The sequence below is a fragment of the Okeania sp. SIO1H4 genome (assembly GCF_010672695.1).
Taxonomy (GTDB): domain Bacteria; phylum Cyanobacteriota; class Cyanobacteriia; order Cyanobacteriales; family Microcoleaceae; genus Okeania; species Okeania hirsuta.
The window spans coordinates 1-14,827 of record NZ_JAAHGB010000111.1 but is presented as its reverse complement, the minus strand read 5'-3'; the positions used below and the strand labels follow the sequence as shown (position 1 = coordinate 14,827).

17 protein-coding genes are annotated in these 14,827 nt (G+C 37.2%); 4 read left to right on the top strand and 13 right to left on the bottom strand.

Going from position 1 to position 14,827, the window contains the following annotated elements:
- Nucleotides 1–208 precede the first annotated feature (208 nt).
- The 3 genes from fbp to F6K06_RS31715 all read right to left on the bottom strand — a co-directional run bounded on the left by fbp (nt 209) and on the right by F6K06_RS31715 (nt 3,735).
- The gene (gene fbp, locus F6K06_RS31725) at nt 209–1,267 is read right to left on the bottom strand and encodes a class 1 fructose-bisphosphatase (protein ID WP_124142776.1); all 1,059 of its coding nucleotides are present in this window, start codon (nt 1,265–1,267) and stop codon (nt 209–211) included.
- A gap of 843 nt (nt 1,268–2,110) precedes the next feature.
- Nucleotides 2,111–2,350 carry a CopG family transcriptional regulator gene (locus F6K06_RS31720; protein ID WP_124142777.1) on the bottom strand — a complete coding sequence of 80 codons (240 nt, stop codon included), beginning with the start codon at nt 2,348–2,350 and terminating at the stop codon, nt 2,111–2,113.
- A gap of 1,013 nt (nt 2,351–3,363) precedes the next feature.
- Nucleotides 3,364–3,735: an FkbM family methyltransferase gene (locus F6K06_RS31715; RefSeq protein ID WP_240038739.1), complete on the bottom strand. Its 372-nt coding sequence runs from the start codon at nt 3,733–3,735 to the stop codon at nt 3,364–3,366.
- Between the two features lie 25 nt (nt 3,736–3,760).
- On the opposite strand from F6K06_RS31715, the gene F6K06_RS31710 reads away from it, so the two are divergent.
- A complete protein-coding gene (locus F6K06_RS31710) occupies nt 3,761–4,510 on the top strand; it encodes a slipin family protein (RefSeq protein ID WP_124142779.1) in 750 nt (249 codons plus the stop codon).
- A gap of 177 nt (nt 4,511–4,687) precedes the next feature.
- Here F6K06_RS31710 and F6K06_RS31705 read toward each other — a convergent pair whose 3' ends face one another.
- The 3 genes from F6K06_RS31705 to F6K06_RS31695 form a co-directional block, all read right to left on the bottom strand.
- Entirely contained in the window at nt 4,688–4,906 is a 219-nt protein-coding gene (locus F6K06_RS31705; RefSeq protein WP_124142780.1) for a hypothetical protein, read from the bottom strand.
- Between the two features lie 631 nt (nt 4,907–5,537).
- A complete protein-coding gene (gene nblB / locus F6K06_RS31700) occupies nt 5,538–6,200 on the bottom strand; it encodes a phycobilisome degradation protein NblB (RefSeq protein ID WP_124142793.1) in 663 nt (220 codons plus the stop codon).
- A gap of 100 nt (nt 6,201–6,300) precedes the next feature.
- Complete coding sequence (locus F6K06_RS31695) at nt 6,301–6,759, bottom strand: CBS domain-containing protein (RefSeq protein ID WP_124142781.1); 459 nt, start codon at nt 6,757–6,759, stop codon at nt 6,301–6,303.
- 179 nt (nt 6,760–6,938) lie between these two features.
- Between F6K06_RS31695 and F6K06_RS31690 the strand changes: the two genes are divergently transcribed.
- Nucleotides 6,939–7,268: a ferredoxin gene (locus F6K06_RS31690; protein WP_124142782.1), complete on the top strand. Its 330-nt coding sequence runs from the start codon at nt 6,939–6,941 to the stop codon at nt 7,266–7,268.
- A gap of 387 nt (nt 7,269–7,655) precedes the next feature.
- On the opposite strand, the gene F6K06_RS31685 is transcribed toward F6K06_RS31690, so the two are convergent.
- Nucleotides 7,656–8,555 (bottom strand): alpha/beta fold hydrolase, encoded by a 900-nt coding sequence (locus F6K06_RS31685; RefSeq protein WP_287244776.1) that lies wholly within the window; start codon nt 8,553–8,555, stop codon nt 7,656–7,658.
- Between the two features lie 328 nt (nt 8,556–8,883).
- On the opposite strand from F6K06_RS31685, the gene F6K06_RS31680 reads away from it, so the two are divergent.
- Complete coding sequence (locus tag F6K06_RS31680; RefSeq protein WP_287244774.1) at nt 8,884–9,360, top strand: anti-sigma regulatory factor; 477 nt, start codon at nt 8,884–8,886, stop codon at nt 9,358–9,360.
- 24 nt (nt 9,361–9,384) lie between these two features.
- On the opposite strand, the gene F6K06_RS31675 is transcribed toward F6K06_RS31680, so the two are convergent.
- On the bottom strand, nt 9,385–9,681 hold the full coding sequence (locus F6K06_RS31675) for a DUF6439 family protein (protein WP_124142785.1): 297 nt from the start codon (nt 9,679–9,681) through the stop codon (nt 9,385–9,387).
- A 54-nt stretch (nt 9,682–9,735) separates the two neighbouring features.
- On the opposite strand from F6K06_RS31675, the gene F6K06_RS31670 reads away from it, so the two are divergent.
- Nucleotides 9,736–10,149, top strand: coding sequence for a DUF2203 domain-containing protein (locus tag F6K06_RS31670; RefSeq protein WP_240038735.1), 414 nt, complete (start codon nt 9,736–9,738; stop codon nt 10,147–10,149).
- 14 nt (nt 10,150–10,163) lie between these two features.
- On the opposite strand, the gene F6K06_RS31665 is transcribed toward F6K06_RS31670, so the two are convergent.
- The 5 genes from F6K06_RS31665 to F6K06_RS31645 all read right to left on the bottom strand — a co-directional run bounded on the left by F6K06_RS31665 (nt 10,164) and on the right by F6K06_RS31645 (nt 14,336).
- Nucleotides 10,164–10,637 (bottom strand): DUF2785 domain-containing protein, encoded by a 474-nt coding sequence (locus F6K06_RS31665; RefSeq protein ID WP_287244783.1) that lies wholly within the window; start codon nt 10,635–10,637, stop codon nt 10,164–10,166.
- A 169-nt stretch (nt 10,638–10,806) separates the two neighbouring features.
- The gene (locus F6K06_RS31660) at nt 10,807–11,559 is read right to left on the bottom strand and encodes a class I SAM-dependent methyltransferase (RefSeq protein ID WP_287244770.1); all 753 of its coding nucleotides are present in this window, start codon (nt 11,557–11,559) and stop codon (nt 10,807–10,809) included.
- Nucleotides 11,560–11,600: 41 nt separating this feature from the next.
- The gene (locus F6K06_RS31655) at nt 11,601–12,290 is read right to left on the bottom strand and encodes an SDR family oxidoreductase (RefSeq protein ID WP_287244768.1); all 690 of its coding nucleotides are present in this window, start codon (nt 12,288–12,290) and stop codon (nt 11,601–11,603) included.
- A 187-nt stretch (nt 12,291–12,477) separates the two neighbouring features.
- Nucleotides 12,478–13,197, bottom strand: coding sequence for a hypothetical protein (locus F6K06_RS31650; RefSeq protein WP_287244765.1), 720 nt, complete (start codon nt 13,195–13,197; stop codon nt 12,478–12,480).
- 197 nt (nt 13,198–13,394) lie between these two features.
- Nucleotides 13,395–14,336 (bottom strand): hypothetical protein, encoded by a 942-nt coding sequence (locus F6K06_RS31645; protein ID WP_287244762.1) that lies wholly within the window; start codon nt 14,334–14,336, stop codon nt 13,395–13,397.
- Nucleotides 14,337–14,827 lie beyond the last annotated feature (491 nt).

Sequence of the window (14,827 nt, the reverse complement as noted above, 5' to 3'; positions counted from 1 at the left end):
TGGTAATTGGCTAAATTGAACAGATTTTTTGACAAAAAAGCCTTCTGGTCACAAGCTGACCATAAATAATGTGATTTGCTAATAACATGACGTTCAACTAGCTTCATACCTTAATTGTAGGTAATAATGACTCAATGGATAGACAACTGAACAAACTTACTCACTTTAGTTTTATAGCTATAGTTATGAGTAAGTTTGATGGAATGTATTAATCCTGATGAGAAATGCGTGCTTGTTCCTTAATAAAAGACTCTACAAGTGCCACATCTTCTTTGCTACCAATCACCAATGGTGTACGTTGATGTAGTTCATTTGCTACAACATCCAATATTTCTTCAGTACCCGTACTAGCTCTACCACCAGCTTGTTCAATTAAATAAGCCATAGGTGCTGATTCATATAATAGGCGTAATTTTCCTTCTGGCTTTTTCACTGTACCTGGGTATAAAAATACGCCTCCCTGGTATAAAATTCTATGAAAGTCTCCAACTAATGCACCACCATAACGGGCAGTATAACCTTCATGGCGATGAACATAGCGGATATAATCCCGCATAGAATCATCCCACTGCCAAAAGTTACCTTCGTTGACACTGTAGATTGGGCCATGTTCGGGGATTTTGATATTCTCATTGGCCAGAATAAACTCTCCCAAACTAGGGTCAAGAGTAAATGCGTGAACCCCAGTGCCAATTGAATATACTAGCATTGTGCTAGGGCCATATAGAATATAACCAGCAGCAATTTGTTTACGTCCACTTTGGAGTAAATCTTGAGCTAAACCATCTTCATCATTACCTTCTTGTTGGCGAACCGAGAATATAGACCCCACATTTAGATTTGTATCTAGATTAGAGGAGCCATCTAGAGGGTCATAAAGTAATGTATAGCGACCTATTGGACAGTTTTCTGGAATATAATAGGGTTTTTCCATTTCCTCGGATGCCAAGCGACATACAAGGCCACTTTGCTTAAATACCGAGATAAATACATCATTGGCATAGATATCCATCTTTTTGACGGATTCTCCCTGGACATTAACTGTGCCAGTAAACCCTAAAGCGTCTTCTACTAATCCAGCGCGGGTCAAACGACGAGCGATTAATTTGCCTGCTAAAGCAATTCGATTCATCAGGGCGCTGATATCTTGAGCATCTGGTGAGAACTGAAGTTGCTGTAGAACATGACGTGATAAGGTTGTACAATCACGATCTAATGCCTGTGTTTCCTCCAGACGAATGTGGAGGTTTTCCTGGGTATTGACCATAAGTATTTAGTTCCTCCATATTAATTAGCTCCAGTGGTGAATAGATGATTTGTAAAGGCTTTATCTTTACTTGGACTTCTACAGACTGGAGATGTCTAACGTTTATCTATCTTATTTAGGCTTGAGCAAGAGGAGGCTAAATTTTATATGAACTTTAGATAGTTAGTCGCTTTGTGAAGAGTAAAAAGCAAATTTTAAAAGTCAAAAGTTAAAAAGTTCTAAACGCTTCTATTTTTACACCCATCTCAAAAAAAAGTTTGTGTTATCTACTAAAGAAAATACAGTAATAACACAAATTTTATATTAGTTAGGAATAAGAATTAAAGGGTAATGTAAAATCTTATTCCTTAAAGATATCTTAACCCTGGTTTTTAAAATAAAAGCCCAATGCAACACCCAATAATGTTACTTGTGGGGCGATAATAATTGGTATCATTTCCCTAATAAATGACTTATCTGATTGTGGAGAAATAGATGCCAAACCAATCAGAAGATAAGTAATCCCTAACGAGCCACCAAAAAATACTAAAAGTTTTTCAGCAATATTTTTTCTGGTCTTCTCCTGTTCAATTTTTACCCATTTATATATGTGTTTTTTATTCTCAGGGCTTAAGTTTTTATCAGAGATATAATTCTGAATATAGCTGTCAACATCTAGTGTTTCTAGATTTTTTGTTTCTAGATTCTCTGGTATTCCTAGATAGAAAACATTATCTTGATTTTCATTTTATTCTGAATTAAATTGTTGGTTAGTTTTCATGAATAAATGAGGTTGGTAATTGCTAAAATTGACAATTTTTACCCGTCCCCAATATCACTATTAAGCAACTAACTACTAAGCTATTATCTGAAAACTACCTCTTTTACTGATTTATCAGAGTTCATAATTAGCACCGTAGAACCTTGCTTTATTTCCTTCTGAAAATACGCTTCAGTTGCAATAGCTTTCCGAAGTGCCTCATTTTGAGTAATACCTTGATTAGTAGCAAGAAATTCTAACATTTCAGCTACGTCTGTCGGTAAAGTTACAGACATACGCTTTGTAGGGGGACGAGATGCTTGAGCTGAGTTCTGTTTTGCCATTAATTAATTGCCCTTCTTTTACTGTTTTAAGTACATTGGGATGGTTTGTCTAATATTAGATTTGATGCTCCTCCAGGTATTCCCTTAACGTTTTTTTGATTTGATCTCCTCCAGGTTATCCGGTTCATAAACTGGGGTAGTTCTTCCAAAAAAATAGTTATAGAGATTTACCTTCAAGGGAGTTAACGCGATCTAATGGATAGAGAACCAATCAATGTGTTTAGCCAGCAAGAAAATTGGACTTCTCTATATAGGCTTAAATACAATATACACTAATTTTTTGTTTTTGTGGTGTTTTTTTTACACCAAAATGGTCTACTACAAAGAAAAAAAATTTTCTATAATTGAAATTCCTTTTAAGATTACTATTGTAGAGTCAACCAAGTATATTTAGGACTTACGCAAAGACACTATATAGAACCCCTAACCGTATCTTTGACATTGATTTTCCTTTCTACAACCGGAGCGATCGCGTTTCATGTGCGTCGTAAAGGGGAGCGGAGTCCTATCGCCCTTGAAACCATAATTTATTAGTTGAATAAAAAATCAAACGCATGGGCAAGCAACTCCTTATACTTTTATGATAACACAAAAATTGTGAAGATACAACCAGAAATCCTCTGAGATTTTTAGGATCTTAAGAAAATGAAAATGTTTGCGGTCTTCCACTAAGCAGAGGAGGTATAGATGGAAAGATTGAATGATGGGAGTAAGGGAGTATTTTTCAATCTTTTCTACTAAATTCGCGATTGCCCTCTACACTATTTTTGGTTGAATAAAAAATCATGCACATGGGCAAACAACCCCTTATAATTAAATTGTATCATCATTTTTTTGAAAATGCAACGACAAAACCTTCAAATATTTTTATGAGCTTCACAGAATGCAAATGCAAAAGTTAGTGCTACCTGAGATAACGATCTAACCAAATAATAAAAAATAAAATCAATTACCCCACAGAAATCATCTTTTTTAAGAGAAAGAATTAAATCTTGTACTGACATTCCCTGTCCTTAAAGCAGATAAGGAGTTACTTCACATATAATTGCCAAATTATCTAACTGACAAAACCATTTTAGCCCTCCTTTAATAACTTGATTTTCATACCCTTCCACATCTATTTTTAATAAGCTAGGTGAAAGATACTGTGGCCGATCAAAGAATATGGCATCAAGAGTTGAAACTTCTACTTTGTCTGCTGTTTGAGTTCCAGGTCTAGATAAAAAGGAATGGATCATGCGATTAGAGTTCGTTGATATATTTAGATTTAAATACCCTTGATGTTCACCTAAACCTTTTTGGTAGCACTCCACAAAAGATAAATAATTTATTTCACAGTTTTTTTTCAGCATCAAAAAATTATTTTTTTCTGGCTCAAAAGCAATAAATTTTTGCTGAGTATGATTTTTTTTGAAAGCTGCTGCTAAAAGAATAGTATTATTATCTGCCAGTATAAAAATTAATTTTGAATACCAGAAATCAGTAATTTTTAGACTAGGAATATTTAGTCATGTAAGAGGTCTTGGCGTATATTTAACTATTCTAATTATTGACCAAATAAAGCAAGTAGACCGAAGAACTATTACTATTGATCTTGAATCCCAAGATACAGTGACAAAAGATAGTGTTACTGTTGGTATCAATGCAGTTCTTTATTATCGAATTCGGGATCCCGAGAAAGCTTTAATTAGAGTTAAAGATTATAACTTTGCAACATCTCAAGCTGCTTTAACAACTTTGCGTAATATTATTGGGCAACATAAACTAGATGAACTGCTTCAGGAACGAGATAAAATTAACTCTAGAATTTGTGAAATAGTTGACGAAATTACAAATCCTTGGGGTATAGAAATTGAACGTATAGAAATAAAAAATCTGCAAATTCCTAAACCAATGCAGCGTGCAATGGCAAAAGAAGCTGAAGTGGCAAGAGAGAAAAGGGCGCGTATGATTAAGGCGGAATCTGACTATGAATCAACTATTAAACTAACACAAGCTGCACGAGAAATTGCTAAGTTTCCAGTAGCATTAGAACTACGTAGAATTCAGATGATTGCTGAGATCGGAACTGAACAAAATACTACTACTATTTTGATGATTCCATCTGATATTTTATCTTTGGCAAAAGATGTTTCTCAGCCTATTTCAAAAGATAAATAAAAACTATCCCAACCTCTGAACAAGCGGTTGTTTAATCTAACCTCTAAAATGCAAAGAAGTTGGGAAAAGCTTTCAAGTAAAGTAAGTATTAATATTAGACCTCTTGCAAAAGTTTTAATGAAATTAATTCAAGAGATAAAATCAACAATTCCCTGACCTCTGCAAGAAGTGTATTTATTATTCTATAGTGATTGATTGAGGACCTTCACTTTTGTCACTATTTACTTCTGTATTAGAGTTAGTAGTGGCAGTATAACCATTCTGCTTCTCAAGCCAACTTTTGACTGGATCGTCATTAAGATTTAGTCGGAACATACCAGAGAAAAAACCTCCAAAAAAGGCAACTGGTTGTTCAATTAGTTCTTTTACCACTGGGGTTAGTTCATCTAGAAACATAGACTCTTTCCTCTCGCTAAAGAATATTTATTTAATCAAACTAAATTTTTCCCTCGTATTCTAACGTACCGAATATGCAACTATCGTAGCTATCGCCTCAATTAAGTTAATTAGCTTTTAACAAAACTCGCGGAATTCCCCACGTTGGAAGAAGGTGGGGATGGATAGCGAGACGACAACTTGTGATGATTCGTGTTATAATAAACTTGGTTGCTGACCCGCATGACCGACTAAAAGGCTACCTTAATAAATGGTCTAATATCCTATTAGTTTTTAGACCTGGAGGTATACAAAGTAAAACGCGGATCTCAGGGAAGAGACTTGCCCCGGCAGGTTAGCCACAGTGCTGTAATTCCAAGGTAAGTATGTCGGAAAACTATACGTCTGCGGAAAGCAGATGTTTGCCTATGGACGCTCAGTAAGACCAATTCCAGCTTGCTGGTTGAGGCGTCGGCGAATGAAGCGGGAAGCCCGAAAGACAAATAAGACCGTTCCTGAATTGACCTGAGAATTGGAAGCCCCAACCTCAGCGAAGTAGGTTGGGGTACTTCACTAGCAATATCTACAAAGGTTGTGGACTGATAGAGTAACTGAGATCAGGAAGTAATCAACCTTCTACCTTCTGCTGTGATTAACTATTTTGGGCTACCTTGGCCTCCTGAGCAACCTGCTCAACCGGATCGTTGGCTAACTGTGTGATAACTTGCTCCGCTTGTGGCCCTCCTAATTTATGCAAAGCTTGTACGAGTCTATAACGCATTTGCCAATCACTATTGGTGGCAAAAGGTGTTAAGAAAGGGACAGCTTCTGGGTTTCCTAGTTCCCCTAAAGCACTAATAGCTATAGTCTGTATCAGTTCATTATCTGACTGGAGAGCATCTTTTAGTAAAGATAATGCTCTTGGTTCCCCCATTCCTCCTACTACTGCAACTATGCTCATTTTAACTAGCCATTCTGGAGTATTCTGGTAGACCTGTTGTAGGTCGTCAAAAGTTTCAGTAAGTTTTAATGCTCCTAAAGCATCTGCTGCTGCTGCTTGGACATCTGGTTCGGGATCGTTGAGCAGACAGTCTCGCAATATTTCTTGAGATATTGTTAAATTTTGTGTACCTAAGCTTGACATTTGGCTCACTGCAGCATATCTAACACGAGTATCTTGGTCTTTGATTGAAGTTTGAATTAATTCAAAAGCGGTAGCTAAATCTATTTGACGTAATTGATTAACTCCACGTAAGCGATCGCCTAGATCCTCTGATATTAGTAGTTGCTTAATTGAATCTGGGGTAACACTCATTGCCATAAATTTGATTTTTTTATTTTCCTGGATTATCTGAGCTATAAACTAGAGTAGATTTTTGATCCCCTGCCATAATTTATTTTTTCTAGAATCAAACTTACTCGCTTGCCATAGCTCTAATAATATCCCCACGAGTTAGTATACCAATCACTTTATCATTTTCATCTAATACTGGTAACCGATGAATATTCTGTTCGTGCATGAGTCTCGCTGCTGCTGAGAGTGATTTTTCTGGTGTAGTAGTTAGAGGGTCTTTAGTCATTACTTCTCCCACAGTTTCTCCTAAAGCTTTATGAATTTGTTTTTCATAACGAGCTGGATTTTCTAGAAAAATCACACTATCTAGCAACATAATATAGGGTGGAGGAGTGACTCCGCTTTCTTGCCACATCAAATCTGTTTCTGATACGATCCCGACTAATTTTTCCTGTTCATTGACTACAGGAAGACCACTAATGCGTTGTTCTGCCAAAATTTTAATTGCCTCTTTTAAAGGCATTTCTGGCTTAACAGAAATTGGATTATTACTCATCACATCTGCTACAGTTTTAGTCATGTTTACCTCAGATTTTGTTCTAGTTGGAATAACTATGAGAGCGTCAAAAAGTAAAAATTTTCCTTTTTAGTTTTGGCTTCAATAGTAATCATAAAAGAATATACAACATACCATAATTGCACTTTTCTCAAATCAAATCTTACAATGTAGCATAAAGCTATATTAAGAATTTTTGATTAATGTCAATATCTGAAGGCCAAAAACCAGAAGAAACTTCTCGCGATCGCTGTGTATTTGTCTGCCAAAATACGTCTTGTCTGCGCCACAATTCTCAAGAAGTCCTCAAAACCTTCATAGCTGAGACAGAAAATATAGTGGGTGTTAATATTCAGGCCAGCGGTTGTCTTGGTCAATGTAGCACTGGCCCTACAGTAAGAGTTACCCCTGATGAAATTTGGTATTACCGAGTCAAACCTGATAATGTCCCAAAAATAGTTACAAAACATTTTCAGGGGAATAAACCTGTAGATGATATGCTTAATCCTAGAATTCATCCTCGTTTTTGCTGATTGATATCCTCGCTATTGCTCAACCATAGAGGATTACTATCTATGAATTAAACAACCTAAGCTGCTCAAAAGACTCAAGGCAGGTTGACGCTTCACTGGAATCAGCTACTTTTTTACGAGTAGACTTAAGTTTCCTCTGCACTCGTTGATTAACTGTGTCCGAGTATCCCCCTGCCACTGCCTCCTGCAGAGGAGCTGCTCTTTCAAATAATGAGAACTGAACAGGATTATCTGATACTTCTTTGACTGGCCTAACCTTAGTTATCAGTTCAGATACAATTTCAGAAATAGGAGTATATTGCTCAAGCACAGAAGTATCTGTTTTGTGCTCTACTGACTACCGCCTACTCCCTGCTTATAAATATTAAATTAATTTTGCACAGGTACTTACTTCACAATTGAGAACATCCATTCTTTAATTAATTTGTTAACTTGTTCTGGTACTTCATCATGGGGGCAATGACCTGCCTCTAAAAAGTATTCTGTTAACTGAGGATAATACTTACGAAACTGGGCACTTCTACTTTGAGTATTTATCCAAGGATCTGCTTTTCCCCATAGCATGAGTAAGGAACAGTTTAACTGACCTAACAACACATCCACTTTTTCGCCAGATGGAGTTTTGAATATAGAAGCAAAGACTTTAGCTGCACCAGGATCGCAAGAAGGCCGATATATATCTTCTATTAGTTGGTCTGTAACAGCACTTTGGTCTAAATAAACCTTCTGTAGTGTTTTTCTGATAGTGCTACGTCGTCGCGTCCATTGAAATAATAAAAAACTAGGCCAATCTTGTAAGAGTAACCACTTTATACTTTGAGAAATAACTTTTCTCCACAAGGGAGGTTTGGCAGTAGGCTGAGATTCACTAAAAGGTCCAGCACTGTTCAGTAATATTAAACCTGCTGTAGAATTTGGATATTGAGCTGCCACACACAATGCTGCATAACCTCCCAGAGAATTTCCTGCTAATACCACAGGTTTACCAATTACTTCAGTAATAAAGTCATTTAGTTGTTCTCTCCATAGCTGACCACTATATTGCCAGTTTGCTTTTGTTGAACGTCCAAATCCTAGCAAATCGATCGCCCAAACCTGAAAAAACTGGCTCAGATATGCAATATTTTTGCGCCAATGGTCTGTTGATGCTCCAAAGCCATGTATTAATAATATGGGTGGTGTTGTGGGATCGGACTTACCTGCACATACATAGTAGATAGACTGATCCCGCCATTGCCAATAACTGCCAGGAACTGAAGTTGTGGTAGAGGCTGATGTAGTTAACATATATCAAAATATAAAATTTTATTAAGTTGCATTAAATATTGTATCAAAATTAAGGTGGGATCAAATTATTTCTAAAATATTTCTCGTCAGCGATAAAAATGTATTAAAAAAAATCTAGGCCAAAAATCAAGAAACCTAAGTAGATATTAGATACTTTAAGTAGAAAATATATAAAGAATTTCCACTAATTTTGCTTAGGTACTTTATTTTTCTTAAGAGTTTTGATACTATAAAAATATCAAAGCAGGGATGCTGATTAAAGAAAAAATTTTTAATTGTACGAGGAGATTGACAAAGGTTTACTAAGAAAAGCTAGGGAGTTTTTTCAGTGATTGCTATCTCATCACGTCCACGTCTAATAAGTCAAAACTGGGTGACAATTAGCTTTGCTTCTACCCTATATTTGTGTCCTATTCTTGATCTTTTACTGGCAGATGTTCCTAAACATTGGCATCCAGAACTACGACTAGGATTACAAGAAGCGTTGGTAAATTCTGCAAAGCATGGCAATAATTTAGACCCCAATAAGAAAGTTTTCGTCCGTTTTTCAATTGTACAAGACCAGTATTGGTGGGTGATTTCAGATCAAGGTCTGGGTTTTAAACCACCTTGTAAATCAAACCAAAATCATAGGCAAACTGCTACCTATTCCCCAGAAGATTATTGTGATGATGAAAAAGAATGTGGTCGAGGCATATACATCATCTACCAAGTTTTTGATTATGTTGAATGGAACTCCAAGGGTACAGAGTTAATGCTATGCAAAAGAGTAAGAAATAACTCTAGATTACCCTTGGTTATGTGAAGAATTTAAGTTAACTTCAACTGATTAATCCTTCTTCACTCCATGAGTTGGACATGGGGGAGCTGAGATAGATCGATCTAACCAGCTAGTAGCTTGTTTGAGACGTTCGATCGCTTCAGTTGGTTGCGCCTTAATTAGAAAAACGAGGGCAGCTACAGTTAGCTCTAATGCACGGACTTGGCGATTAGACTTAAGTCGATGCCAGTCTCTTTCTGGTATAGCAAGTCTTTGGGCTAAAGCTTGAGCTAGTTCTAATGTACTATACTCCTGTAAATCTCTTTTGTGAGTTGCAGTTGCAGAAGCTGAGTTAGAGTTAAGCATATTTTCCTAGATTAATGTTTTCAGGTAGAACTTACTATACTTAAGTATGCCAGCATGAATCCTCCTCCAGAACATTCTGAGAAAAAAATAAATGATGGGTGCTCAAATTCTGCACCAGTTGATGGGGAGTCAGAAGTTTCAGAGACTGATTTTGCACAAGCACTAGCAGAGGTAGAGCGTTCCTTTGCTGCTGTGAAAGAACGTTACTCTCAAGTTCAGTATTATCAGAGGCGAAAAGCAGAATTAAAGCATCGCTTAGAAGAAGTACGACCGGAAGTACGTCGCCAAAAAACTAATGAATTACGAGAAGAGTTACAACGGATACAGACAGAATTAGAAACAATAGAATTAAACCTAGAGAGTAGTTTATTTGGTTGGAATAGCATAAAAGAACCATTTTGGCAAGCTGTGAGATTTGGCGGTTTAGGAATTGCGATCGGCTGGCTATTAAAATCTTGTGCTGGATGATGTCAGATCTATTTTTAAGGATTGAGAAAGAAACCTCGAACGCTATTGCAAAAACCTGTTTCTATAAATTGTAAAGCTTGATAAATTAGTTGTTGAACCGGATGTTGCTTCTCAATAGTATTTTCTGCCATCTCCCACTGAAAATAGAAAGAGCGCAGAAAATTTTGGATATTTCTATAAGCACATAGTTGTTTAATCGGACTTGTCAGTATTTTTCGCCAAGGATACTTTTCAAAGTTATCCCAAATCAAAAGACCCGATGGACGGCGCTCAATTTCAATCAAGATATCTAACCAATAATTTATTTGCTCAATGCTAAGTGTATTCTGTTGGCAAATTTTGACAGCAGCTCTAGCTAGTCTCTCCTCTTCAGAATGAAGATAAACTGATGGTACTGGTTGGTGAAGTTTGGTCGCGATCGCTTTTAACAATCTCATCAAATCTGAATTGTTAAGAGTTGTTAATTTGTGTAATGTATCCTTTCTGATATTGGCTATTCTGTTGTGTAATTGAGCTATACTGACACTACCGAATAAATACTGAAACTATCTTGATTTTTCTCCTTTCTTCCCTCCTGTTTGCGGAGCATTCCCTAGGAAATTCTGACTCCTGACTCCTGAGTCCTCGCTAAGTTATTTATAAGTATTCAACCGAACATTATATTACAGGAATATCTGTTTGCTTTTTGGCTAAAATTGCCACATATTCTAGAGGTTTACCGTTAAAAAAACGACGATGGAGATAAGATTTTGTGCAATGTATTTTTAAGTAATCTTTTTCCACTGCCTGACGGTAAAAATTAACAAATTCCGGACAATTATCCTCACATTCATAGCTAGTTTTTGCAATATTGAATAACACCCAACCTTGATTTTTAATTAAATTCACTCCTGTAGCAAAAGCTTTGATCGGAATATGTCCCTCACTCAAAGCAGAACAACAAACAAAACCATTTAACTTTTTCTCGTTCAGAAAATCGCGAGTTGATTTTGATAATTGAGTAAGGTCTTCCACAAAATAATTTTCATAAACTCCTGGAAAATCTCTGCGAGTAGCTTCAGCAGCTTCCGGAACAATATCAATACCAATAATAGATGTTACTCCTAATTTAGTAATAGCTTTACCAAATAACCCGCTCCCCGCTCCTAACTCTAATAGTTTCAAATCTTTGACAGATTCACCACTATTTTTTAAATTTTCAGTTAGTAGAGTAGCTATAACTTCGGGCGATCGATAGTGCAGTTTCTCTAAAGCTAGATAGTTATAGAGTCCAGGAATGCGATAAACTTCTGCATAATCATGGAGTTTTAAGCGACGCTCTCGCCCATTTTCTGTAATGAAAAAATATTCTTCATTAATTGGTAAATTTTCGATGTTATCGGGTAAGCGAATTTGAAAGTTCGTTGACATTTTGTTAATAATTTTATTAGGAATTCTGACTTCTGGCTTCCTTAACCTCTTGGAATTGCCAAGGCTTTACCATTATCGCTCGCTCTAATATACAACAGAAAAGGAACGGCAATTTTTACCCAATCTTGAGGTTGAATATACTTAGCTGCTTTTTCCGATCCATAAACTGTTTCTAAAGTATCGGTATGGATGGTTCCCGGCCACAGAGAAACGGCTGCCATACCTGGAGGTAATTCTTGTGATAGTGCTTTGGTCAATCCTTCGATCGCCCATTTACTAGCACAATAAGGCGCAGCGTTAGCAGTAGTGTAACGTCCCCAACCTGCACTAAAATTAACAATTACTCCTTGACTTTTAGCCACCATTTGTGGTAAAAAATGCCGGAGAACATTAGCCACTCCTTTGATATTGATATCAATAACGCGGTCGAAAATTTGCCCTTCTATTTCCCACAAGGGTGCAAGTTCGTGTACGATGCCAGCATTATTAATAATTAAGTCTGGAGGATCATATTTTGAGCTTATTACTTGACTCCAATTTTTGACTTGCATTTCATCAGCAATATCGACTGCCGTAAAATGATGGGGTTCGCCAAATTTTTGTTCCAAGGAGGCGATCGCTTCCTTATTCAAAGAACAACCAATAACAGTATGACCCAATTGAATAAAAGCTTCGGTCATGGCGCGACCAAGACCCCGACTGACACCAGTAATCAGAATTAACTTAGACATAATTATCCTTAAGGAGCAATACAGAAATCACTGCTTCATAAAACCGATATAAAACGTCTCTCTTGGTGCGCATTCCCTTGCGCCTGTCGGCGACGCGGGGTCGCACCGCATAATGTGACATTTTACTGTGTACGGACGTTTTCGCTACGCGACATTAAACGCGGAGCGACATGAAACGCATTAATGCTCAAGCAACGTCCCTACCTGCTTCAACTGAGGCAAGTGCTTCGAGTTTAGACGAACAAACATTCGTTGTCTTTAGCTTTCTACATATCACTTTTAGTAAAGTTTCAATTCCCACACCTTGATGGCGGAGCGGCTCCAGGGTTGATATATCAAGAGAGCGCAAGTCTCCAAGAAGTTGGACTTTTTCTCGATAGACATCTCTGTGTGAAGAATTTAGGTAGACATGAATTGGATGGAAGATAAGCACTTTCAACCCTGGCTCCGACAAATCTAAGAATTCTGCTGAGTTCAGACTTAACTGACGTTCTAAGTGTAGGTTATCAGTCCACCAAACTGGTATTCGCAAGAGATCTCCATAAGCTCTGTTGATTTCAAGATTTGCATGAAAAGGTAAAAAGATCGAAGAATCATAAATAACTCCCTGCTTTGGCAAAAGATCGTATAACCCATAGTCCCAAAACATTCTGTGAGAGCGAAATCCTTTGGTATTTGGAAAATCAAACAGAAGTTCGTTAATCAGCTTTTCTGCTTCAGGTGTCACACCTCCACAAGTTCTGAAGTCAGGGTGAATTCCCGTTTCAATAAAGTCAGGGATGTCAAACCCCACCTTATTTGTGAAAAACATCGTGGCTTCTAAATCGTAGTCGGCAAGTATGCTGCACACATACTCTAGTACGAAATCAGGAGCCCAGTCTGTATCAAACGTAAGTGCAACTGTCATAAGGTGATTATCAAAAATGAATTTACCAGGGGAATTGAGTAAGTTATTGAGAGCGTGTAACTGTACAGAAATTAATTGGAATGACTATAACTTTCAGGACTTACGCATGAAATACGAAAAACTAAGATTTGAGATTGCTTGCCCTTAGGTCGCAATGACGAAAATACCTTGTAGTGCGTAAGTCGTAACTTTGATACTTAAGGCTTAATACAGAAATCACTATACCAATAGCTCATTGGTTTAACCCAAAAACGCTTGGCATAACCTTCACTCACCGCTTCACTACTTTCTCTATAAAGCAGAGATGGGGAATTGTCAACTACATAAAATGTATGACCTTGCTCATCTTGATAGATTGGATTTTCTATTTTAGTTGCACGAGTACCTTGAATTGCTCTGCCAGTATCTGCTGCTGCATCAATAATCCAACCTGTAGATTTCATGGAATCAAGCATTTCAAAAGTAACAATCGGTGCATCTCCTTGAGCAATTTCTACCGTATTGATAAATATATCATAGTCTTTAAATTCTTGGTGCATTAGATCGATATTACTCCGACGACGCAATACAGGTTCAATTCCTTTACTGGCTAAATATTTCAAGACTCCATAAGCGACATTTCCCGAACCGAATACTGCTACTCGATCGCTCTGGGTAATTCCGCCTCGCAACATAATAGCTTGCATCATCGAGCAATAACCTGCTAATATACTATTTTTATGGGTAATATCTCGTGGAATATTCAGAGTTTCTGTTTTTCCTTGAGTAACGCGAATAGATATGGAATTCGTAACATCAAATAGTCGGATCTTTTTGGGTTCAGCGCAGTATTCTCTAAAATGTCTTCCTGATGCACCAAAGGGATGAATCCAACCTGCCAGAGTTTGATTTTCTCTAAAGTATTGATAATCTTGGGGTTGAGGAACCTTAATACAGTAAATTACATCTGCCCAAGCAAATAGACTTTCGCGAGAATAACCAGCACCTTCTCCATAAGCTGCATCGGGAATATCTAAAGTTTCCCCATAAGCTCGTTCAAATCTGCGTTCATCCTCTGGACTACAGTAGGATAAATGTTGTGGTAATAAACCGACTCTTTTTTCGTTGGTGAAACTGGGTTTAATGTAGGCTATTTTCATTGATGTTCTTCAGGTATTAACTAGCTATTAGCTTTTAGCATTCAGCTATCAACTTGTAGGTGCTTGCTGGCCATTTCCTCTAGTTGGGTTTAAATCCCCTGTTTCTATAAATCGGAAGGTTTAGGAGGGATTGAAATCCCCTCTCAGTCTAGGAATGCTTCGCAAACGCGCACATTTACTGCTGACTGCTGGTTGCTTATTTAAAATTCTTGGTGTTGAAAATTTCTTCTTCCTACAAAGAAGTTCCAATCAACATACCCTGAGTTGAGCTTTCTATTGCCTAGTGCTGGATCGAAAGCTGTTCTCCCGTGCAAAATTCTAAAATTTTGGAAGAGCAGACAGTTATGCGATTTCAACTGATCTCAAATCCGGTAGCATCGGAGTAATTAAACCTGAATTTTCGGCCACCAATGGTACTGGGTTATAGCCTTGATTGCAAATTGCTGTGTTAAAAGAACTTGACAACGCTCAAACAGAATTTCTTCTAACTC